The following is a 22,733-nucleotide window of genomic DNA, read 5'->3' as shown; positions in this document are numbered from 1 at the left end:
CTGCAGTTACGTTACTACCACTGCCCTGCACCTTCATAGTGATGCCTTCAAACAGATCGCCTGAAAACCCCGAACAACGATGCAGTCCGGGGTTTGTCATCAGATTATTTCAGATGCGAACGCAGTGCTTCACCCGCCTGGTCAATGGCTGTTCTGACTGTCTGTTCCTGGCTCAAGGCGTTCAGCAAACCGAAGTCATGAATCATGCCATTGTACCGTGTAACGGTCACCGGCACGCCTGCTGCATCCAGCTTACGACCGAATGCTTCACCTTCATCCCGTAATACGTCCAGCTCTGCAGTCTGAATAAGTGTTGGCGGTAACCCCTTCAGCTGTTCAGTGCTGGCGCGCAACGGCGATGCCAGAATGTTATTACGATCCTTTTCCGACGTCGTGTAATTATCCCAGAACCACTTCATCATGTTCTTCGTCAGGAAATGTCCGTCAGCAAACTGCTCATATGACGGCGTGTCGAAACGCGCATCGGTAACCGGCCACAGCATCACATCATAACGGATAGCTGGCGTTTTAAACTGCTTCGCCTGTAACGCAACTGCCGCCACCATGTTACCGCCAACGCTGTTACCAACCAGCGCCAGACGTTTTCCGTCAACGCCAATTTCAGCACCATGGTCGGCGACCCATTTAGTGGCTTCATAGGCCTGAGTGATTGCCACCGGGAAATGGGCTTCTGGCGAAGGTTGATAGTTAACGAATACCGCTGCAGCACCGGATGCATTCACCATGTCACGAACCAGACGTTCATGGGTTGGAAAATCGCCCAGCACCCATCCGCCGCCGTGGAAGAACATAAACACCGGCAATGTGCTGCTGGCGTGCTCAGGTTTAACGATGGTCAGCGTCAGAGGCTTGCCCAGTACAGTAATGATCTTCTGTGAAATCTGTGCCGGCGGCAGTTCTGCGCCCTTCTGTGCTCCGGTCAATACTGCCCGGGCATCGTTGACAGAGAGTTGCTCAATTGGTTTACCCGTTCCGCTGTTGAGCGCTTTCAGAAAGGCGGCAACACCTACGGTCGGTTGCGGGCTGTTTTCAGTTGGCGCAGCAAACGCGCTACTTATCTGGCTGCTTAACAGTAATGCACTGGCGATCAGTTTCATTTTCATTACAGGACTCCGATTAACTTGCTATTTAATAGTGTGCTATCTGGTTGACCGGACAATGACACGGCACCTCTTCATTGTAAACAACTAAATAGCGCGCAATTTAAATGGCAGAACCAGTCTTCCTGGAAATCATCGGGGTTAACGTGGCAAATTGCAGCTATCTGTATCGAATTGCAGTCATTGAGCGCGACATTTCAGAAGCGGAAAAGTCCTGAATTGATCCAGCTCTCTGCTCAGCACTGAACTCCTGGTGCCCTGCTTTGGCTGCCAATCCCGGTGAATTCAACCTGGCGGCACTTTTCTCTGATCAACTTTTATCGCACAAATGCCGGACTATTAATTAAAAAAACAACTTTTGTATGATGTAACTAAATAGATTAATTCCCTCAGAAATTTCACATTTACCGCGGCTGATTTTCGCTTTGGTCTCAGGCCCTTTACTCTCTCTGCACTGCTACACGACTTCAACCAATCAATAAAGGAAACATTGATGAAAACATCATACGCTTTGATCGCAACATTACTGATGACCTCTGGCGCGTCCGCTATCGCAGCTCAGCCCGCTGCCGCTAAAAATCCGCTGAGCGTACACGTTCTTAATCTGCAAACCGGTCAGCCTACCGCGGGCATCGAAGTCGAGCTGGATCAAAAGCAGCAGGATAACTGGGTAAAACTGGCCTCAGGCGTTACCGACAATAACGGTCGTATCAGCGCCCTGTTCCCGCAGGACAAGATGGCCAGTGCGGGCAGCTACCGTGTGGTGTTTAAAACCGGTGACTTCTACAAAAAAACCAACCAGAAAACCTTCTTCCCGGAGATTCCGGTTGAATTCAACATGGAAGCCAGTGGCGAGCACTACCATATCCCGTTACTGCTGAGCCCGTTTGGTTACTCAACCTATCGCGGCAACTAATCTGCTAATCCGGCACTCAGGTGCCGGATTCCCCCGCGACGCGCGCCGGAAAACACGCCACCAGCCAGTCGATAAACACCCGCAGCCGTTGCGTTACGTGCCGGTTTTGCGGATAAACCAGATGAAACGGATAACCCGCAGGCCGCCAGTCGCGCAATATCTCCACCATATCGCCCTGCCGCAGAATCGACGACAGTGAATAACTGAACGTCTGAATGATCCCCAGCCCGGCCAGACCCGCCGCCAGGTGTGCATTACTTTCATTAACGCCAATGCGATGCGCGCTGGTGATCTCTATTTTCTCACCCTGACGTTCAAACTTTAGCGGAAACGGTTTGCCGGTTTGCGGCGAAAGATAACTCACCAGCCGGTGCCCGTTGCGCAATTCATCAGGGTAAGCAGGAATCCCAAATGCTTTGAGATAGGCGGGTGTCGCGCAGGTGATCAGCGTGGCGTGCCCTATCAGACGCGCCACCAGTGAGGAATCGGCCAAAGGACCGCCACGAATGACACAGTCAATGTTGTCGCTAATCAGATTAGCCGGACGGTCCGAGACGCCAAGATCCAGCGTAATGTCCGGATAGCGGGCAAAGAAATCGGGCAGCAGCGGAATAAGAATATCCCGTGCGGTAGACCCGCCGATATCAACGCGTAACTGCCCGCGCGGTTTACTGCGCCGCGCATTAAAACAGGCATCAATATCCTCGAGATTGTGCAGGATACGCAGTGCTTTCTCATAGTATTCCTGCCCTTCTGCGGTGACGGTCACGCGCCGGGTGGTGCGTTGCAGTAGCCGCACGGAGAGATGTTGCCCGTTCGTGGGCGCTGGATCTGAAAGATCGCGGCATCCGGGTTAATGTCGTGAGTCCTGGCCCGGTTCGCACGCCTGGGTTGGGTGATCTGGTGAGTGAAGAGCAGCGTCAGGGTCTGTTTGATGCGCTGGCGGCACAGATACCGCTTGGCCGTCTGGGTGAACCACAGGAGGTTGCCCGTACCGTTGCGTTTCTGGCGTCTGATGCCGCCAGCTTTATTAACGCGACAGAGCTGTTTGTCGATGGCGGCATGGCACAGGTCTGAGGTTTAAGCCAGCCTGAACGCTGCCACAACAGTGATAACCCGAAATCCCGGTTCAGCCAGACCAGCACAGCCTGGCTGGCTGACCGCTAGCCAGTCACTCCCTGTTTCATAACCCGAAGGAAAAGCTGCGATCTCTCCGTCGTCCGGCACGCAGTCATAAAATGTCACGTTGCAGTCATCCCGTCCGGTAAATCCCCCGCTATAGTTATTGCCTGTCACGTCCGTCATAACACCATGGAGATAACATGAGCCAACTTTTTTCCACTGTCTCGCTCGGCGAACTTACGCTGGATAACCGCATTGTGATTGCCCCGATGTGTCAGTACTCCGCTGAAGCAGGCAATGCGACCGCCTGGCATCGGATCCATCTTGGCCAGCTCTCCTTTTCCGGCGCCGGTCTGATGATTATTGAAGCCACTGCCGTTGAGGACATTGGCCGTATCTCTCCCGGCGATCTCGGTTTGTGGAATGATGATAATGAAGCCGCACTAAAAACAGTTCTGGATGATGTGCGCCGCTACTCCTCTATCCCGATTGGTATGCAGCTGGGCCATGCGGGACGTAAAGCGTCGTGTGCGGTTCCCTGGGAAGGCGGTAAGCAGATTGCACCCGATGCAGGCGGCTGGCAAACCGTAGCCCCGTCGGCACTGAGCTACAGCGCGGATGAAGTTAAACCGGTTGCCATGAGCATTGACGATCTGCAGCGGGTAAAAAAGGCTTTTGTTGAGAGTGCCCGCCGTGCAGTGCGCCTGGGTATTCAACTGATTGAAGTGCATGCCGCGCACGGCTATCTGCTGCATCAGTTTCTGTCACCGCTCTCGAATCAGCGCAGTGATGAATATGGCGGCTCGCTGGAAAACCGACTGCGTTTCCCGCTTGAGGTGTTCAAAGCCGTCCGTGAAGCCGTTCCCGCTGCCATTCCGGTGGGTGTGCGTATTTCCGCGACGGACTGGGTGGAAGGCGGCTGGGAAATCAAGCAGTCGATCGCCCTCTCACGTGAGCTGGAAGCGCTTAACTGCGCCTATATTCATGTTTCCAGTGGTGGTTTGTCGGAAAAACAGGAAATCAGCGTCGGACCCAATTATCAGGTGCCTTTCGCCCGCGATATTCGCGAGCAGGTGTCAATCCCGGTGATTGCTGTTGGCCTGATTACTGAACCTCAGCAGGCAGAAGGTGTTCTGCAACAGGGCGACGCTGACCTGGTGGCGCTGGCGCGCGGCATTCTCTATGATCCCCGCTGGCCGTGGCACGCCGCCGCCGCACTGGATGGCAAAGTGCAGGTTCCGCCGCAGTATCTGCGTTCTGAACCGCACGATGTCAAAGGCATCCTGACGCAGGATCAGTAAGCGTTAACGGGCAGGCCGCGTTACCGTGGTCTGCCCGCGATTTTAAAGAATGCCTTTCAGCCGCAGATGCTGGAGCAGCATAATGGTCTTGGCATCCACGATCTCACCCTGATCAATCGCCTGTAAGGCCTTGTCGAAACCGATCTCCAGTACCTCGATATCTTCGCCCTCTTCCACTATTCCGCCGCCTTCACCGCTGCGCTGTTGATCGTCATACTCAGCAATAAAGAAGTAGAGTTTTTCCGTCACTGAACCGGGGCTCATAAAAGCCTCAAAAACCTTTTCTACGCGACTGACGCGAAAGCCCGTCTCCTCTTCCGCTTCGGCAACAATACGCGTCTCAGGCGAGGCGCTATCCAGCAGACCAGCTGCCGCTTCAATCAGAAAGCCATCATGCCCGTTCAGGAAAATGGGAAAGCGAAACTGCCGGGTCAACACGACTGTGCGTTTATCACGGTTATAGAGCAGAATCACCGCGCCGTTTCCCCGATCGTAGGCTTCACGGCTCTGCTCCTGCCAGCGTCCATCGCTGCGCAGTAGCGAGAAGGTGTACTTCTTCAGGGTATACCAGTTATCTGACAGCAACTGCTCGTTGATGATGCGTACGCGGGGATGATTCTGCTGCATGATACTCTCCGGGATAAGTGGACAGCCCACACGCTATCATGCACAATCGTGCAAATTCAAGAAAAAACATGCAGAGTGGAATGATGCTATCCAGCCAACGAAAACAGACAATTCTTGCCCTGCTTGCTCAGGAAAAACAGGTTCAGTCGCGCGACCTGAGCCAGCGATTTGGTCTCTCCGAAGACTCTATCCGGCGTGACCTGCGTGAACTGGCGGCGGAAGGATTACTGCAACGGGTGCATGGCGGTGCGTTACCGGTATCCGCTGCACTGGGCACCTTTGAAACACGAAAAAGCGTGCAGACGGCGTCTAAAAAGATTATCGCCAGAAAAGCGGCCTCATTGATCCAGCCAGGCCAGATTGTGCTGATTGATGGCGGGACCACCAGCGCAGAACTGGTACGACAGTTGCCGACAACGCTGAGCTTTACCGCCGTGACACACAGTCCCAGCGTGGCGCTGGCGTTAGCCGATCACCCACTCGTGGAGATCATATTGATTGGCGGGCAACTTTATAAGCATTCGGTGGTGGCGGTAGGCGCAGCCATGCTGGAGTCGATAAACCGCATTAACGCCGATCTCTTTTTTATGGGTGTTACCGGTGTGCATCCGGCGGCGGGCCTGACAACCGGGAATTTTGAAGAAGCGACGGTGAAGCGGGTGCTGGCAGGACGCGCAGCAGAAACCGTGGTACTGGCGTCCGCCGAAAAGCTCAATTCAGCGTCGGCATTTGCCATTGGCGATCTGTCACTTACGAGTACGCTGGTAGTGGAAACAGAGCCGGACGAGGCGCTGAAAAAGGCGCTCAGCCAGAATGGTGTGACGATCATCTGAGATCGCAGCAAGCCTGCAGCGCAAGATACGGGCCGGTCAGCGGTCTCTGCGCAGGGGGAAACTGCTGTGCGACAGGCGTCATTGAACTTTGTGCCAGGGCAACGGCAACCGCGCCCTGCTGATAAGCCTGCTCTGCTGCTGCCGCAATCAGGGCAAAGTAGCGTGCTGTGTCTCCCGCTTTAAACGCTGCCCACGCATCTTCCACCAGCATGACCTCGATCTGACTGTCTGGATGACAGAAGAGTGTCCGTGTCGCAGCCAGCGTCGATTCTGCTGCACACAGCGCCACCGTCGGCCCCGTAAGACGCCGCAGTGTCTCCGCTAACATCCGGTCAGTGCGCATTACCCCAGCATGCGTACTGAAATCATCAGCAACCGGCCCCAGCGTCGAACAGGTGATCAGAACGGCATCAAACTGCGGCAGCAGTGTTTCAATCAGCTGTGCAATACGTCGGCGTAATTCCACTGTCATCCCGCCGCTGCGCTCCGCCTCAGTCAGCAGCGCAGGCATCACCAGATGATTCAGGGGCAGAATATCAAGAGCCAGTGCGCGGGCGGCATCATCAAAAATCGCGATATTACTGGCGGCGGTATGGAAGCAAAGAATGTTCAGGGTGAGCTCCGGTTCTTCATAAAGTTAGCGTGCGGGCGACCATGCGGCCTGCTGGATAACGACACGATAACCATCCCCATCCATAAATGTCACGCCCCGTTGATCCCAGTAGGGATTAAATGATGGCACCCGCCGGAAGCCTGCCTCATCCATGCTGTTACAGCGAGCCAGCCAGTCAGGCTGTTGTGGGATGTAGAGCACCAGCAGATCGTCATCCGTTGGCGATGGCCGGACGGGATGCGTGTGACAGAGCGTGAATTCGAGATGCCAGGCCAGCCCGTCAGCGCCCAGTATCACACCACTGAACCCCTGATGGTCAGTAAACTCACCGATTTTTTGCAACCCCAGCCCAAGGCAATAGATTTGGCAGCTTTGCGTCAGGTCAGTCACTGGACGGGCAATACGCAGATGCGGAATAGTCATGCTTCTCTCCTTGTTGAGTTCACTGATATTTATCACAATCCTCTGAGCTTCCCGTGACGCTGGATGCGTAACCACTTCCCCGGCACTTCCATCAAACCACCGTTTTTTGCAAAAAGATGTGAATACCCTTCCGCGCAGTCCTGACCCTGAAATCGCTCTGCAGTCGGCGTGCCGCTGCGGTCGGCACCCTGTTCCGGTTATCCGGAAAATCACCTTACCGCTCACAGCGCTAAACGCATTCCGGCTGCGGTCATCTACACTTTCCCGGTATTCATACGGCAATGTCCTGTGCATTGCCTGGCTATAAAAGGAAGACAATATGACTGAACACGCTACCCAGAACCACGCCTGGTTACTGGCATCACGCCCTCACGGTGAGCCGACCAAAGAGAATTTCCGCCATGTGGCTCAGCCCGTTCCGGAAATCAAAGAGGGTGAAGTGCTGCTGAAAACCATCTACCTCTCGCTTGACCCCTACATGCGTGGCCGGATGGATGAGGGTAAATCCTACGCTGCGCCCGCAGAGCTGGATGAGCCAATGGTGGGCGGCACCGTCTGTCAGGTTGCAGAATCGAAAAACAGCAACTTTAAAACCGGTGACTGGGTGCTGGCGCAGAGCGGCTGGCAGGAATATGCCGTTTCCGATGGCAAAGAGATTGCGAAGCTGGACAACGATATGCCACATCCTTCATGGGCGCTGGGCATTCTCGGTATGCCTGGCTTTACCGCCTATATGGGTCTGATGGATATCGGTCAGCCGAAAGCGGGCGAAACCCTGGTGGTTGCCGCCGCAACCGGTCCAGTGGGCGCAACGGTCGGTCAGTTGGGCAAACAGAAAGGGTGCCGCGTAGTCGGTGTCGCCGGTGGCGAAGAAAAATGCCGTTATGCGGTCGATACGCTGGGTTTTGATGCCTGCCTCGATCACCACAGCGCAGACTTTGAAGAGCAACTGAAAAACGCCTGCCCGGATGGCATCGATATTTACTTCGAAAACGTCGGTGGCAAAGTGTTTGATGCCGTATTCCCGCTGCTGAACACCGCGGCACGCGTGCCGGTCTGTGGTCTGGTCTCCGCGTACAGCCAGCGTGAGCTGCCGGACGGTCCGGACAGAACCTCGCTGATCATGGCAGGTATCCTTAAGCGTCGTATCCGTATGCAGGGCTTTATCATCTTCCAGGATTACGGTGACCGTTATCCTGAGTTCCTCAAAGCAATGAGCCCGCTGGTGGAGAGCAAAAAAATCCACTATCGCGAGCATATGATTGAGGGATTAGAGAATGCACCACAGGCGTTTATCGACATGCTGAATGGCAAAAACTTCGGTAAAACCGTGGTGAAGGTCAGCGAGTAATCGCGTTAGCGTGCCACGTCAGTGACGTGGCACGCATTTATCAATGCGGCTGCCGTGAAACGTGTTCGGCAGCCGCACGATTAGCGTCACTGACCGCCTCTCCCAGCGTTGCGCCAAGACTCAGGCGCTGACACAACACCCCGACAAAGCAATCCCCGGCACCGTGTGTACTGACCAGCGTCACCTTTTGCGCCGCCAGCGTGTGCGTCTCTCCTGCCTCGCTGTAAGCCACTCCGTGTTCACCTGCTGTCACCACCACGCGGGCAAAGCGTCCCGCCAGCGATGCCGCAGCAGCACGCGCTGAAGTCAGATCCTGCACGTTAATCCCGCACATATCGCGCGCTTCGATGGCGTTCACCACCAGCAGATCGATACAGCCCTCAAACCCCGCCGACAATGTCCGGGCAGGTGCAGCATTCACACAGACCGTAACCCCCCGCTGCCGTGCCGCCTGTGCCGCGCAGAGATTTACCGCCTCCGGGACTTCGTTTTGCAGCACCAGCAGCGAAACATCCTGCCAGAAGCCTGGCTGTGCAAAGGTCTCAAGCGGGATTTGCTGATTGGCATTAGAGACCACTACCGCGCCGTAATCCCCTTCAGCATCGGTAATCGCCACGCTCATGCCGGAGGGAAGCGCATCGGTCACACTCACCTGCGTACAATCGACACCGGCCTGCTGCAGATGATCCAGCAGGAATTTCCCCTGCTGATCGCGCCCCACCGCCCCGGCAAAACGCACTGCTGCGCCCGCACGGGCCGCCGCGACCGCCTGATTCCCGCCCTTGCCGCCGAACTTATAGTGACAGGCGCTGCCCATCACCGTTTCGCCTTTCTCCGGGCGATGGTGTGCGTCCAGCATAATGTCGTAATGAAGACTGCCGGTGACTGCAATTTTGCTCATAGCTAGAATTCCCGCAGATCCTGAACCGCATGCTGGGTTTTCATCAGGTTCTTCTCCGCCCGCTTCAGATCTTTCTTGGCGATAGCGACAAACAGCGCATCCAGAATATTGAGCTGGGCGATGCGTGACGCGGCGTTTTCACCCAACAGATGCGATCCCTGAGAGGTTGAATTGAGGACCACATGCGCACTCTGCGCGATCGGGGATTCGGCGTAGTTAGTAATGGCGATCACTTTCGCGCCATTCTTTCCCGCCAGTTTAACCGGATCGTTCACTGCACGTGTCGCACCCGAATGGCTGATGGCGATAACCACATCGTCATCAGATAACACGGCGGCTGACATCAGCATGATGTGGGCGTCGTCATAGGCGGTCGACTTGATGCCAATCTTCAGCATCTTGTGCGACAGGTCCCGCGCCACGGCGGCAGAGCCGCCGACAGCATAGAGATCGATATGACGCGCTTTAAAGATGATATCCGCCGCACGATTGAATTCAGAGACATCCAGAATCGATAATGTTTCTTCGATGGCCTGGATAGAGGTTCTGAACACTTTGGCCAGCAACTGCTCCGACGAATCATCCGGCTCAATTTCCGCATGCAGTCCCGCCACTTCAGACTGGTTGTAATAGATCAGACCACTTCTGAAATGCCTGAAGCCGGTGAAGTTAAGTTTTTTTGTAATCTTAACGATCATCGCTTCAGAGACATTATTCTCCTGCGCAATCTCCTTTAAAGACGACTGCTCAGTCATGTCGGTTCGGGCAATTATCGCCTCCGCCACACGGCGTTCTAACGGCGTCAGTTGGGGCAAACGCATACGAATCTGAGCGCCAATGGCTCGCGGATCTTGCTTCATTACTTGCCTCGGGTCGCCCGGTCAATCAACATCGCTATGATAATAATAAGGCCGGTAGCGAGCAATTGGTAAAAGGCCTGAATGTTCAGTAAGGTCAGGCCATTACGTAACACCCCGAGGATCACCACGCCAATCAGCGTGCCGAAAATACTGCCCTTGCCGCCCATCAATGATGCACCGCCAATGGCCGCCGCCGCGATAGCGTCCAGTTCCCACAGGTTGCCGATAGTCGGCTCGGCAGCGCCCAGACGACCAATCAGAATCAGCGAAGCGAGTGACGCCAGCAGACCGGAGAAGATGTAAACCGTCACCTTGGTGCGCTTCACCGGCACACCCGCGACCCGCGCCGCCTCTTCATTACCACCGATCGCCAGAATATATTCCCCCAGCGGGGTCTTATTCATCACCGTCCAGAGCAGCAGCGCAATCACCGCCACAATCACAATCGGCGTCGGAATACCCAGCACCGTGCTATTGATCAGGCTGCGGAACGCCAGCGGAATGCCAAAGACCGGATTGCCGCCGGTATAAATCAGCGCGATAGCCCGGAACAGCGACAGGCCGCCCAGCGTAACGATAAACGGCTGCAGCCCGGCATAGGCAATCAGCGAACCGCTGAACAGCCCGCACATCGCGCCGACGCCCAGCGTCGCGAGAATCGCCAGCGGCACCGGCACACCCAGGGTCATCAGCGTGGCACCCAGCACCGCTGAGAGCGCCGCGGTGGGGCCAACCGAAAGGTCAATCCCGCCGGAGATAATCACCAGCGTCATGCCCAGAGCAATCAGGGCGTTGATCGAAGACTGCTGCAATATATTCAGCAGATTTGGCAGCGTGAAAAAGACCGGCGACAGAAACGAAAATGTCACCACGATAATCAACAGGCCAATTAAAGTACCGGCATCACGCACGTTAAATTTAAGCCGCAGCGCGGGTCGGGTACCTGGCGCGGTGGAGGTCTGAGTCGTCATAATATTAACCTTAAATAGTGTCAGGTAAGCGGTCAGGCGGTCTGGTCGATATCTTTAATGGCATAGCGGGCAATGTTCTCTTCGGTGATCGCGCTGCCAGTGAGCTCTTTGGTGATACGCCCCTCGCGCATCACCAGCACCCGGTCAGAGATGCGCATAATCTCGGTCATCTCTGACGACACCACGACAATGGCTTTGCCCGCCTGCGCCAGTTTCTCAATCAGGTGATAGATCTCAGACTTAGCGCCAATGTCGATGCCACGCGTCGGCTCATCAAACAGAAACACGTTGGCATCCGCCGCCACCCAGCGGCCAATAATCACTTTTTGCTGATTGCCGCCGCTCAGCGTGCCGATGGTTTTCTCAATGTCGAGCGGACGCAGTTTGAGGTCGCCCATCACCCTCAGCGCCTCACAGTCGAGCCGGGCATGGTTCATCAGCCCCGCCAGCGTGAAGCGGTGCATCGACGGCAGCGCCATGTTCATCTTCACCGCCCGCTCTTTAATGATGCCCTCTTTCTTGCGATCCTCCGGCACCAGGCCAATACCTGCTTTGATCGCCGCACGCACGTTGTGGTTCTGCACTGCGGTGCCGTTGACGCTCACCGTGCCACCGGTACGCCTGTCGATGCCGGCAATCAGCTTGAGCAGTTCGGTCCGCCCCGCACCCACCAGCCCGGCAATGCCCAGCACTTCACCAGCTCGCACGCTGAAACTGGCGGCTACCACGTCATTGCCCCGCGTCAGATCCTCTACCCGCAGCACCTCGCGTTCGCTGACAAACGCCTGATGGTCGAGTTTGTCGATCTTCCGTCCGACCATTTTGGCGACAATGCTCTCTTCATCCTCATCACTGATGTTGACCACACCCACCTGCTTTCCGTCACGCATAATGGTGGCGCGGTCGCAGACCCGGAAAATCTCATTCATCTTGTGCGACACATAGATCAGCGAGACGCCGGTCGACTTCAGATCGCCTATCAGCTCCGCCAGCCGGTCGAACTCGCGGGGCGTCAGACTGGAAGTCGGCTCATCCATGGCGATGATTTTTGCGTCATCCAGCAGCGCACGGGCGATCTCAACAATCTGCTGCTGCGACACCTTGAGATTTCTGATCGGCGTATCGGGATCGATAGTGGGATCCAGCGTCTTCAGAATCAGCGTCGCCCGCGCCAGCTGCGCTTTTTTATCCACCCACCAGCCACCGGCACGGGTCAGCGGGCGACCCAGGAACATGTTCTGCGCCACGGAAAGCTCAGGAACATGCTGCAACTCCTGGTGAATCATGGCGATACCGGCCTGACGTGCACTGAGCGGGCTGCGAATCTGCACTCTGTTGCCATTAACGCTGATCTCTCCGCTGTCAGCGCCGCGCACGCCTGAGAGGATATTCAGCAGTGTCGATTTACCCGCGCCGTTTTCCCCAATCAGCGCATGCACCTCGCCGGGTCGCACTGAAAAATCGACCTCCTGCAGTGCGGCGGCGTTACCGTAACTTTTGTTGATGCCGCGCATCATTAAGCGAAACTGTTCCATACCCGCCTCCGCCGACTATTGCTGAGCCAGCAGCTCACGCAACCGGTTGTTGTCTTTGGTCGAGAACGCGTCGACGTTCTCTTTAGTGATCAACGCCTGTGGCATGGAGATAACGCGCGACAGTTTCTGTCCATTGATCAGACGGATCATGACGTCCGTCGCCACTTCACCGGTCAGCACCGGGAAGCTGTCCACCGTGCCGGTCAGCTCGCCGCGCTTGATTGAGGCGTACGCATCCGAAATGCCGTCAGTGCCAAAAATCGCCACCTGTGACGCTTTGTTCTGCGCCCTCACCGCTTCCACCACGCCCAGCGCCATGGTGTCGTTGTTCGCATAGAAGCCGATCAGGTCAGGATGCTGCTGAAGGATGGTTGACGCCGCATTAAAGGCCTGCTCGCGACTCCAGTTCGCCGGCACGCTGGCAACAATGGTGAACTTGCCATTTGCGTCCAGTGTCTCTTTGAAGCCACGGGTACGCTGTCCGGCGGCATACACGCCTGGCTGCCCTTCAATCACCGCGACTTTCCCGCCCTGCGGATGATGCTGAATAAACCACTTCGCGACCCGCACACCGTTATCTTTCTGCACGTTGCCGACGTAGTAACGCGCATTCGGCATCACCGCATCGTTGACGTTCACCACCGGGATATTCTTGCTGTTCGCACTCTCCAGCGCAGGCTGCAGGTTGATGTCGGTCTGCGGCGAAACCAGCAGGCCGTTAAAGCCCTGGGAGATCAGGGTCTCTGCAATCGACAGCTGACCAAGCTGATCGTCCTCATTGGCTGCCGCCTGGTACTCGACGGTAATGCCATACTTTTTCGCCGCGTCCTGGTAGCCCTGGCCGAGCAGGCGCCAGTACTCATTAGTGAGGGTTTTTGATACCCCGCCAATTTTCAGCGACTTGTCGACTTTCGGCAGCGCGCCATATTTAGTATCAAGCTGGGTCCAGTCGGTGCGATCCGGTTCAGTGTCGGATTGCAGCGGTGCCAGATCTGCCGCATAAACTGTGCTGCAGAGCAGTGAAGAAGCGATAAAGGCAAGCAGGCGTTTTTTCATTTTTATAGTCTCAGCATGTGGGTAGAGGTGTGATGTTCTTAGGATTAATCGACTGTCAGCGAGCCAGCATGATGTCGTTGACTATCTGCTGGGAAGCCACCGCATCCTGACGCGCAATGGCCGCCAGTAATGCCGCGTTACCGTGCAGCTGGTCACAGAGTCTGAGCAGGCGCTTAACGGTAGCGATGTTGCTCTCTGCTTCACGAATCGGGTCCAGACCGCTGGCATCCGGGAAGGTATCGAAGTAGTAAGCGCCACTGTAGCCGTCACGCTGCATTTGCCAGAGAAACTCCAGCGTGGCGCGCGGATTCACGGAGGCAACCATCAGTCCGTCGTCACGTTTGCCCCAGCCGTCATTCAGGTCCAGTCCCAGCAGCCGTGAGCGGCGTGCCACCATCGCAGCAGCGTAAGCCGGGATCTCATTGGCAAACAGGACGTGCGCGAAATCCAGCGTGATACCCAGATTGGCGCAGCCGGCCTCTTCCACTGCCAGCAGACAGGTGGTCGCGTTGGGGAAGATGCTGTAGGCGCGAGGCTCATTCGGTTTATATTCGATGCTGACGTCGACATCCGGCGCGTACTCTGCCACTTCACGTACAGCGCTGACCGCATCCTCCCAGATCTTTTTGTAGTCGGCCTGGAAGCAGTAATCAAATCCATCCTGCCCCATCCACAGGGTCATCAGTCGGGAACCAAACTCCCGACCCGCATCGATACCGCGCTTGGTCAGCTCGATCGCTTCACGACGCACTTTCGCATCCGGATGCGTAAATGCACCGATTTTGAACTGAGGTGCATCCCAGCGCATCTGCATGCCATTTACCGCCAGGCCCGCATCCTCAATCGCCTGGCGCAGAGTGGCGATGTCAGTGGTGAGATGCTGCGGAAAGTTAAGATCGAGATGTGTTAAGCCATTTACCTTTCCCGCACGGGCAACCATCTGGAGAACCGACGGCTTGCCCTGCAGGTCAGGCCAGTAGAGGTGTGCGCCCGAGGCGAACGAGTTGAGACGGGTAGCAAATTTCAGTTCCGACATGAGGCTCAATCCTTCAGAGTGCGTATTGTGAAGTACTTTTCATATTCACGATTAATTGTGAAGTTATATATTAATCTACGCCTCGCGGCTTAATGCGCAAGTCTGTCAGGATGGGGAAATCTCTAAACCGGGAGCACTGTCACGAAATAGTTTCGGTGTGTTATCAGATGAATAACAGGCAGTGGAGGGAGAATTTAATTGAAAGACAACGGGTTGTCGTGAGAAGCCGGGCATGGAATCTGGCAGAGAAATAAATGAAAAAAGCTGAGCGCCAGGGCGGCGCTCAGCGGGACGAGATGACTTACTTCAGACGGAAAGCGACAACACTGTCGCCCTGCGTGGTGCCGAGCGAGCCGTGGCCGCCTGCGGCAATCACCACGTACTGCTTGCCATCTTTACCCATAAAGGTGGATGGCGTGGCCTGCGCACCGGCGCTGAGTTCAGTCTGCCACAGCAGTTCGCCAGTGGTGCTGTCGTAAGCACGGAAGAAGTTATCTGCCGTTGCGCCGTGGAACACCAGATCACCCGCCGTCAGCAGCGGTCCGCCGTGCGCCACCATCCCCATCGGGAAACCGATCGGGAAGCGGCCAGGCAGGAAGCTGGTCTTGAGGTTTTTGGTGGTGCCGACGCGGCGCAGCCATTCGGTTTTGCCGGTGGTCAGATCCACACCCACCATCCGTCCCCACGGTGGCGCGATGCAGGGAATACCCAGTCCCGACGCCATCTGCTGGATGTGAATCGCGTAGTCACCGTGGAAGTTCTCATTCCAGTACGGCGTGCCATCTTTGGTGAAAGTACGCTGCGTTTCGGTTTCCGGCGTGCGCTTAATCAGGTTGTATTTGTAAGCCAGGCGTACCGGTGCCGCAATCAGCATCTGACGCTGTGGGTCAACAGCCACGGAACCCCAGTTAAACACCCCGATATTGCCCGGGAAGATCAGCGAGCCTTTCTCGGTGAGCGGCGTCCACGGGTTACCGTCATAGCGCAACTCACGGAAGGTGGTGCGGCAGGCCATCTGATCAAACGGCGTGATGCCCCACATCGACTTCTCAGTCAGTGGTTGCGGGATGAAGTTCAGGCTGGAGACCGGCTGGGTCGCCGCATACTGCTCGCCCTTAATGCCATCGGTAGAGACCTTAACCTGCTCTACCGGGTAAACCGGTTCGCCAGTCAGGCGATTCAGCACAAACAGGTTGCCGGTTTTGGTCGGCAGGATCACCGCAGGCTGCGGCTTGCCCTGATAGTTAATATCTACCAGCGAGGGCTGTGATGGGTTATCACGATCCCACAAGTCGTGGTTCGAACTCTGATAGCGCCATTTGAACGCACCGGTTTTCAGATCAAGCGCCACCAGCGCATCACGGAATTTCTCGGTGTTGCTGGCTGGATCGCGTTCAATCCCTACTTCATCCGGCGAGGCATTACCAAACGGCACATAGACCAGGCCGTTTTTCAGGTCCGCGCTAAGGGTAGCCCAGGCGATCGGGGTATCCTGCGGATAAGTGGCTCCTGCAGCGACGGGCGCGGTGTTATCCGGGTTAGCCGGATCGAAGTTCCACACCAGACGACCACTGACGGCGTCATAGGCACGGATCACACCCGATGGGTTGCCGCTGTTGAAGCCGTTATCCATCACTGAGCCGCCGACAATCACCAGATTGCCTGCCACCAGCGGTGCTGAGGTCTGCATCAGCGCATGCGGACGCACCTCGCCCATGTTGGCGCGCAGGTTCACCACACCGTTGTCACCAAAGTCAGCGCACGGCTTGCCGGTGTCGGCATCCAGCGCCAGCAGGCGGGCATCGGTGGTCGCGTTAAAGATACGCTTGCGGCAGATGGCCGGTGCTGCGCCCGTCTGCTGTTGCACCTGCTGACCGGCATCGAAATAGCTCACGCCGCGACAGGTCTGATGCTGCTGCAGATAAGAGCGGTTTTTATCCGGCGCGGTTTTCCACTTCACCGCACCCGTTTCCGGATCAAGCGCATGGACTTCGTTGTGCGGCGTACAGAAGTAAAGCATGCCGTTGGCTTTCAGCGGCGTCGCTTCAAAGGTGTATTCGGTCGCATCATCACCCTGACGCAGATCGCCGGTGTGATAGGTCCAGGCCACTTCCAGATCGTTGACGTTATCTTTGGTGATCTGCTTCAGCGCCGAGAAGCGCTGGCCATCCGCGGTTCCGCCATAGGCGCTCCACTCGTCAGCGGCACCGCCGGTCGCAGAGGCGTTACGCGGCGTATTGATAGTGCCCTGCTGCGGCAACGGATCGTAGAAGCAGAGGCCAGCCACCAGCAGTACCATCAGCACCACTGAGCCGCCGAGGAACGGATGGAAGCGACGCTGTCCCTGATAAAGCGGACGAACCACCCACGGCAGAGCCAGCCAGACGCCCAGCACACCAAAGAGGTCACCGCGCGGGATCCACTGCCATTTGTCAAAGCCCACTTCCCAGATAGTCCAGATGAGTGTGACCCACATCAGCAGCGCATAGAGGGTCAGCGCACTGCGCTTGTTCATTAATAGCAGAATAGCGCTGAGCAAAACGCCTGCACCCATCAGCGCATAGAACGCGCTGCCTCCTGCCAGCAGGAGTTGTCCTCCCATGTAAATCAGGGCGATAGCAAATATCACCATGATTATACTGGTTAATTTATTGATCATGATCCTTCCTCGGGTCATTAGCGACGATAGGTAAGTTAAGCTGGAAACATAAATTCAACGAGATTTTAACTTACGTGTGAAATATGTAAAAACGTGTACAGGCGTAAATCATTAGCAATATTTATTGTAAATGTTACCTTCAGAGGTATTCAGACCGCTTTTTTTACTTTCTGAAGGGAGAATAACGAGATATACATCACAAAATGTTAACCATAGGCCGCTAACTATCGCACCTTTTGTTCAAAGGCGAACAAATATCAGACAAGCATCGCTTCAATAAAGCTGGCTTAAGTGTAATTGATGGACAATTTTTAACGTCAAATAATCATAATGGTTTGTTTGCACCGCCCTGCAATAACTCTTATTGCTTAAAGCGGGAATGTTACTGTGTTCCTTTTTTAAACTGAAAGAGTATCAGCACTCATACGGTGTCAATGATTTTCACATTATTAAATCTGGCAGTTGACTTTACGCTGTCATGATTTCTGTCACTTTAACCTCAAAAATATATAGATTAATAAAAGAAGTCGTTCCGGGACTGAAGAGTAATTCAGACATTCCGTAGCATGACGCGAAATCTAATTGTGATATATTTCATTCTTCTCACTTCTTTTTATCCAGCCAGCAGGCAGGATTTTCTCTGGCAGCAATAACCCAGGCAGGTTGATTATGTCCGCACTCAACGCTATTTATCGCAAGTTTCGTTTTCCGTTTAAGTTTTTAAATGCAGCTATTCGCTACCCTGCTGCTCAGGCACGAGTAAAGCGTTATTCCGTAATGTCGATAGAAGAAACAATTGATCTGTTATTACGTAATCCACAATTATCTCTGGCCCGTTACGGCGACGGCGAACTTGAAATGACCTGGTATAAAAATATCGGTTTTCAGCCCTTTGATCCAAAACTGTCAGGGCGGCTCAAAGCCTTGCTGCAACAGGACGCTGCGGCTAATCCGAACTGCCTGATTTGTCTGCCGGATGCCTTTCGCACTACCCGTAATATGAAAAATGGATCGGCCCTGTTTTGGTTCTTCCATAAATCATTTTACTTTAAACATTATGAGACTCTGCTGAATCAACAGGTCCGGTATGGAAATACGTCTGTCACCCGTCCTTATCACGATTATAAAGAAAAAAAACTGTCCCGGACGATATTTGATAAATTCAAACAGCTTTATCAGGGCCGTCGGGTATTAATTGTTGAGGGCAGTGGCACACGTCTCGGTTTAGGCAATGATTTACTTGATGGCGCAAGCGACGTTAAACGTATTACCACGCTGAACCGTAATGCCTTTTCCGTTTATGACCGTCTTTTTGATACCGTATTAGAGAATGCCGTCAACTTTGATCTGGTCTTGATTTCTTTAGGGCCGACGGCAACGGTACTGGCGTATGATTTAAGTCAGCGCGGTATCCGCTGTATCGATAGCGGTCACGTTGACATTGAATATGAGTGGATGCTGGCCAGTGCCACTACAAAAATAAAAGTAGAAGGTAAAAACGTCAATGAGGCGGGCGTGCTGCTGAGTGAACAGACTACCGTGGCCGATGCAACTTACCAGCGGCAGGTTTTGCAACACGTCGGCGAATCACTGAACAAAATGCCGGACACAGAAGCCGAAGCAGAAGCCGTGGTTATCCCACTGCCCCACGTCAGCCCGAGCCATCATAACGCCGCGTAAGACTCACCATTGTCAGGCAGCAACTGCACCGCATTGATGCGCAGGCAAATAATTAGCGAGATCAGCGAATACCGTTTCGGGCAGAGTAAACTGCCCGGGCACGCTACCTGCCAGTGTTAGCCGGGCAAATTTTCTTTCCGGCATCAATCTTGCTTGAGTCCTCCTGAGACACTTAATCAGGAGAAGTAAGATGAATACCCGTCGTTACCGTTACACCATATTTTCACTGCTGTTCCTGATCGCCCTGATCAATTACATCGATCGTGGCGCCCTGTCATTTGCAGCCAACGCCATTGCGACCGAGTACCACTTCAGCAAAGTCCAGCTTGGCGCAGTGCTGGGATATTTTGGCTTTGGGTATCTGTTTGGTTCGCTATGTGGCGGCTTCCTTGCCGATCGTATCGGCACGAAAAAGGTCTGGCTGCTGGCAGGTGTGCTCTGGTCGCTGCTGGAAATCGCGACCGCCTGGGCTGGAGAGTTAGGCATGGCGCTGTTTGGCGGCTCAGCCATTATGGGCTTTGCTGCCCTGCGCATCCTGTTTGGTTTTTCCGAAGGCCCGGCCTATGCGCTGATGAACAAGGCGATCGCCCACTGGGCACCCGATAACGAGCGCGGCTTTGCGCTGGGCATCGGCCTGCTCTCGACGCAGGTTGGCGCACTGCTGACCGCGCCGATTGCGGTAGGCCTGCTGCTTCTGACCCATGACTGGCGCATGATGTTTATCCTGCTTGGGGTGTTCTCTCTGCTGGCAATGCTGCTGTTTGCCCGCACGTTCAGCGACAGCCCGGATAAAAGTCCCCACACCAGCGCAGCAGAACGCACGCTGATCCTGAGCGGTCAGCGCCGCAGCGCCGGCGATGGCGTTCCACTGCCCTGGTGGCGCTTCTTTACCAGCCGCACGCTGGTCTGCAACGCACTCGGCTACTTCTCCTTCCTTTACATCACCTTTACCCTGGTGACCTGGATGCCGAAGTATCTGCAGGATAATTTTCATTATGACCTGCACTCGCTCTGGTACGTGGCGATGATTCCGTGGAGCGGTGCCTGTATTACAGTGCTGCTGGGCGGTCGCATTGCTGATGCCCTGCTGGCCCGCTTTCGTAATTTGCGTCTGGCGCGCAATCTCTTTGCCGCAGTCACGCTGTGCGGCACCGCCTGCTGCTTTATGGCCATTCCCTATGTCCAGTCGGCAGCCGGGATTATTGCACTGATGACCCTGGGCAATGCGCTGAATGCACTGGTGAATAATGTCTACTGGTCGGTGGTGATTGATGTCACCCCGAAGGCGTCGGTGGGTACCTACAGCGGTATGACACTGGCGATAGCCAATCTGGCGGCAATTATCTCCCCGATGCTTTGTGGCTGGCTGGCGCAATATTACGGCTATAACGCCATGTTTACCGTCACCGCAGTCATCGCCTTCGGCAGCATGCTGGCGATGACGCTGCTACAGCCTGAGAAGCCGCTGGTGGCTGAGGCGCAGACCGGCACGGCGGATGTTTCAGCAGCCTGATTTAAAACGCGCAGATTCCCTGACACGCGGGTGATCACTCACCCGCGCTGACTCTCCCTGAATGCCAGCCGCCCGGCGGCTTAATCTGTCACCCCGCAGGATAAACTGACTGTTCAGGTGTGCCACGGCGATCCCAGCGGCTGGCGACAAGCCACAACAGTGCCGTCGCAAACCAGCCGACGATCCACGAGACATCATTACCGGCAAAAATCCAGGTCAGCGATCCGTGATGCAGCGGATTATCGATAAACGGCAGTTGCACCAGCACCCCCAGAAAATAGACGGTAATACCGGCAAGGTTCCAGCGTCCATAGCGTCCGTCCGGCTGAGACAGCGCCGGGACATCAACGCTGCCTTTGGTGATCAGATAAAAATCGGTCAGGCTGATCGCGCTCCAGGGCACAAAGAAAGCCAGCAAAAAGAGCAGGAAGTGCGTGAAGGATTTCAGAAAGGCCGGTTCACTGAGGAGAGCAATAACGCAGGCCAGCGCCACCATCAGTACCACAAACAGTATGCGCCCGCCGCGACTCAGTGTGGTCTGCTGACGGAAGCCAGAGACAATAGTGGTCAGTGACATAAAACTGCCGTACGCATTCAGCGTGGTAAAGGTGATTTTCCCAAAGCAAATGGCGAAATAAATCACCATAGCCATGGTTGTTGTGCTGCCCATACTCACGATGTAACCGACCTCATTGCCTGCAAACGCACTTCCGGCAATGGCCGCGACGATCACGCCCAGCGTCATTGACGCCTGGGTGCCCAGTACGGTGCCCAAAAATACCGCGCTGAAGAGTTTCTTCGCAGAGACATCTGCTGGCAGGTAGCGCGAATAGTCCGAGACATAAGGACAGAAGGCAATCTGCCAGGAGGAAGAGAGAGAGACCGCCAGCAGAAAATTTGCCGGGGTAAAGTGCTGATTCTGCCACACGGCGGATAAATCATGCGTAGTGAACAGCGTGATAAACAGATAAGCAAAGGCTAACACGCCAATGACGCTCGCCACCTTCCCCAGTTGATGAATCACGCGATAGCCCAGCACCGCAATGATCACGATGAGGGTGCTGAACAGGATCATCCCGGTTGCATTGCTGACACCGACAAGTTTAGCCAGGGCCTGCCCCGCCAGGACCGTCCCGCTGGCTGAAAACCCCACATACATCATGCAGACCAGCACCAGAGGAATCACGGCACCGAAGACGCCAAACTGCATACGGCTGGTGATCATCTGCGGCAACCCAAGACGCGGCCCCTGGATCGCATGCAACGACATGATCGCTGCACCCAGAATCTGTCCCACCAGTAAGCCGATTAGGGACCATATGACATCGCCGCCCAGTACCACGGCCAGCGCACCCGTAACAATCGCGGTAATTTGCAGGTTGCCACCAAACCAGAGCGTGAACTGGCTAAAAGGATGACCATGCCGTTCACGCAATGGGATGTAATCAATAGAACGGGTTTCTGACAGGCGCGGTTTCTCTGCGCCTGAATAATCTGATACGGATGATTTGACCGACATAGATTCCTCGCTGAAACGGTAAGAGACGCGTTAACGGAAAGCGTGATTTGCCCTATCCCTGGTTGCAATTACATGTCTATACAATTAGCGAGAATGTCATGCACATCTGAAAGTTACAAGGCAACCTGTCATTGGAAAATGTGATGATATCGACAGGCTGATAACGCCGATCGGGATCGCGTGCGATGCCAGGTAGGTCAGGCTCAGCGTGCAGGGAGGAGGCGATACTCCGACGGTTAACCCTCAGCAACGACCCGCTGACGATGGCAGTCGGCGGGATCCAGTTTCTGCCCCTGAGACGAGTAAACTTCAAGACGCGGCAGCGGTTTGCCTTCCGCATTATCCAGCAACACCGAGTGGGTCTCGCCCTTTTCAAACAGATAGCGTTCGCCCCACTGGCGCATAGCCACCACCACCGGAAACAGTGAACGGCCTCTTTCGGTCAGGACATATTCGCTGTAGGCGCTGCCATCCGAGGCCGGCGCAATCTCAAACACCCCAATCTCCACCAGCTGCTTCAGGCGCGACGCCAGGATATTTTTCGCCAGCCCTAAGTTGCGCTGGAAGTCACTGAATCTGCGGACGTCATCAAAGGCTTCACGCACGATCATCATGCACCAGCGCTCACCTATAGACTCCAGGGTTCTTGCAACCGGACACTCGCTGGTTCTCAGGGATTCCTGCTTAGCCATTTTT

The 22,733-nt window shown here is 55.1% G+C and carries 19 protein-coding genes and 2 pseudogenes; 7 read left to right on the top strand and 14 right to left on the bottom strand.

The features are described 5' to 3' along the window. Positions 1-104: 104 nt before the first annotated feature. The gene (locus tag H7K52_RS05290) at positions 105-1,124 is read right to left on the bottom strand and encodes an alpha/beta hydrolase (RefSeq protein ID WP_078804402.1); all 1,020 of its coding nucleotides are present in this window, start codon (positions 1,122-1,124) and stop codon (positions 105-107) included. A gap of 490 nt (positions 1,125-1,614) precedes the next feature. On the opposite strand from H7K52_RS05290, the gene uraH reads away from it, so the two are divergent. After that, complete coding sequence (uraH, locus tag H7K52_RS05285) at positions 1,615-2,037, top strand: hydroxyisourate hydrolase (RefSeq protein ID WP_003853600.1); 423 nt, start codon at positions 1,615-1,617, stop codon at positions 2,035-2,037. A gap of 16 nt (positions 2,038-2,053) precedes the next feature. Here uraH and H7K52_RS05280 read toward each other — a convergent pair. Then, a pseudogene (locus H7K52_RS05280) lies at positions 2,054-2,845 on the bottom strand (LysR substrate-binding domain-containing protein); the annotation flags it as partial. Between H7K52_RS05280 and H7K52_RS05275 the strand changes: the two are divergent. Beyond that, a pseudogene (locus H7K52_RS05275) lies at positions 2,830-3,114 on the top strand (SDR family oxidoreductase); the annotation flags it as partial. The pseudogenes H7K52_RS05280 and H7K52_RS05275 overlap by 16 nt on opposite strands. Positions 3,115-3,359: 245 nt before the next feature. After that, positions 3,360-4,460 (top strand): NADH:flavin oxidoreductase/NADH oxidase, encoded by a 1,101-nt coding sequence (locus tag H7K52_RS05270; protein WP_003853594.1) that lies wholly within the window; start codon positions 3,360-3,362, stop codon positions 4,458-4,460. A gap of 42 nt (positions 4,461-4,502) precedes the next feature. Here H7K52_RS05270 and H7K52_RS05265 read toward each other — a convergent pair whose 3' ends face one another. Then, positions 4,503-5,087 carry an NUDIX domain-containing protein gene (locus tag H7K52_RS05265; protein WP_182629789.1) on the bottom strand — a complete coding sequence of 195 codons (585 nt, stop codon included), beginning with the start codon at positions 5,085-5,087 and terminating at the stop codon, positions 4,503-4,505. Between the two features lie 83 nt (positions 5,088-5,170). On the opposite strand from H7K52_RS05265, the gene H7K52_RS05260 reads away from it, so the two are divergent. Next, complete coding sequence (locus tag H7K52_RS05260) at positions 5,171-5,920, top strand: DeoR/GlpR family DNA-binding transcription regulator (RefSeq protein WP_182629874.1); 750 nt, start codon at positions 5,171-5,173, stop codon at positions 5,918-5,920. Here the strand turns inward: H7K52_RS05260 and H7K52_RS05255 are convergent. Continuing rightward, entirely contained in the window at positions 5,913-6,431 is a 519-nt protein-coding gene (locus tag H7K52_RS05255; protein ID WP_140915613.1) for a glutamate racemase, read from the bottom strand. The genes H7K52_RS05260 and H7K52_RS05255 overlap by 8 nt on opposite strands. Before the next feature lie 126 nt (positions 6,432-6,557). Further along, positions 6,558-6,956, bottom strand: a complete 399-nt coding sequence (locus H7K52_RS05250; RefSeq protein WP_182629788.1) for a VOC family protein — start codon at positions 6,954-6,956, stop codon at positions 6,558-6,560. Positions 6,957-7,275: 319 nt separating this feature from the next. Between H7K52_RS05250 and H7K52_RS05245 the strand changes: the two genes are divergently transcribed. Beyond that, positions 7,276-8,307 carry an NADP-dependent oxidoreductase gene (locus H7K52_RS05245; RefSeq protein ID WP_003853584.1) on the top strand — a complete coding sequence of 344 codons (1,032 nt, stop codon included), beginning with the start codon at positions 7,276-7,278 and terminating at the stop codon, positions 8,305-8,307. A 40-nt stretch (positions 8,308-8,347) separates the two neighbouring features. On the opposite strand, the gene H7K52_RS05240 is transcribed toward H7K52_RS05245, so the two are convergent. The 7 genes from H7K52_RS05240 to H7K52_RS05210 form a co-directional block, all read right to left on the bottom strand. Further along, a complete protein-coding gene (locus H7K52_RS05240) occupies positions 8,348-9,208 on the bottom strand; it encodes a PfkB family carbohydrate kinase (RefSeq protein ID WP_182629787.1) in 861 nt (286 codons plus the stop codon). 2 nt (positions 9,209-9,210) lie between these two features. Continuing rightward, positions 9,211-10,068: a MurR/RpiR family transcriptional regulator gene (locus H7K52_RS05235; protein WP_008925181.1), complete on the bottom strand. Its 858-nt coding sequence runs from the start codon at positions 10,066-10,068 to the stop codon at positions 9,211-9,213. After that, positions 10,068-11,039, bottom strand: a complete 972-nt coding sequence (locus H7K52_RS05230) for an ABC transporter permease (protein ID WP_003853579.1) — start codon at positions 11,037-11,039, stop codon at positions 10,068-10,070. The genes H7K52_RS05235 and H7K52_RS05230 overlap by 1 nt, the downstream gene beginning before the upstream one ends. Before the next feature lie 32 nt (positions 11,040-11,071). Continuing rightward, on the bottom strand, positions 11,072-12,574 hold the full coding sequence (locus H7K52_RS05225; protein WP_110411410.1) for a sugar ABC transporter ATP-binding protein: 1,503 nt from the start codon (positions 12,572-12,574) through the stop codon (positions 11,072-11,074). A gap of 15 nt (positions 12,575-12,589) precedes the next feature. Then, positions 12,590-13,630 carry a sugar ABC transporter substrate-binding protein gene (locus H7K52_RS05220; RefSeq protein WP_182629786.1) on the bottom strand — a complete coding sequence of 347 codons (1,041 nt, stop codon included), beginning with the start codon at positions 13,628-13,630 and terminating at the stop codon, positions 12,590-12,592. A 55-nt stretch (positions 13,631-13,685) separates the two neighbouring features. Beyond that, complete coding sequence (locus H7K52_RS05215) at positions 13,686-14,666, bottom strand: TIM barrel protein (RefSeq protein WP_003853574.1); 981 nt, start codon at positions 14,664-14,666, stop codon at positions 13,686-13,688. A gap of 301 nt (positions 14,667-14,967) precedes the next feature. Further along, the gene (locus H7K52_RS05210; RefSeq protein ID WP_182629785.1) at positions 14,968-17,325 is read right to left on the bottom strand and encodes a membrane-bound PQQ-dependent dehydrogenase, glucose/quinate/shikimate family; all 2,358 of its coding nucleotides are present in this window, start codon (positions 17,323-17,325) and stop codon (positions 14,968-14,970) included. A 669-nt stretch (positions 17,326-17,994) separates the two neighbouring features. On the opposite strand from H7K52_RS05210, the gene H7K52_RS05205 reads away from it, so the two are divergent. Together H7K52_RS05205 and H7K52_RS05200 are read left to right on the top strand one after the other, a co-directional pair. After that, positions 17,995-19,005, top strand: a complete 1,011-nt coding sequence (locus H7K52_RS05205; protein ID WP_182629784.1) for a GT-D fold domain-containing glycosyltransferase — start codon at positions 17,995-17,997, stop codon at positions 19,003-19,005. Positions 19,006-19,195: 190 nt separating this feature from the next. Next, positions 19,196-20,518 (top strand): MFS transporter, encoded by a 1,323-nt coding sequence (locus tag H7K52_RS05200; protein ID WP_105099188.1) that lies wholly within the window; start codon positions 19,196-19,198, stop codon positions 20,516-20,518. An 88-nt stretch (positions 20,519-20,606) separates the two neighbouring features. Here the strand turns inward: H7K52_RS05200 and H7K52_RS05195 are convergent, their stop codons facing one another. Further along, positions 20,607-22,037, bottom strand: a complete 1,431-nt coding sequence (locus H7K52_RS05195; RefSeq protein ID WP_003853564.1) for a purine-cytosine permease family protein — start codon at positions 22,035-22,037, stop codon at positions 20,607-20,609. A 236-nt stretch (positions 22,038-22,273) separates the two neighbouring features. Next, positions 22,274-22,729: a winged helix-turn-helix transcriptional regulator gene (locus tag H7K52_RS05190; protein ID WP_008925175.1), complete on the bottom strand. Its 456-nt coding sequence runs from the start codon at positions 22,727-22,729 to the stop codon at positions 22,274-22,276. Positions 22,730-22,733: the final 4 nt, after the last annotated feature.

Origin of the sequence: Pantoea hericii, assembly GCF_014155795.1 — a bacterium.
Taxonomy (GTDB): domain Bacteria; phylum Pseudomonadota; class Gammaproteobacteria; order Enterobacterales; family Enterobacteriaceae; genus Pantoea; species Pantoea eucalypti.
This window is presented reverse-complemented; position numbering and strand designations above follow the sequence as displayed.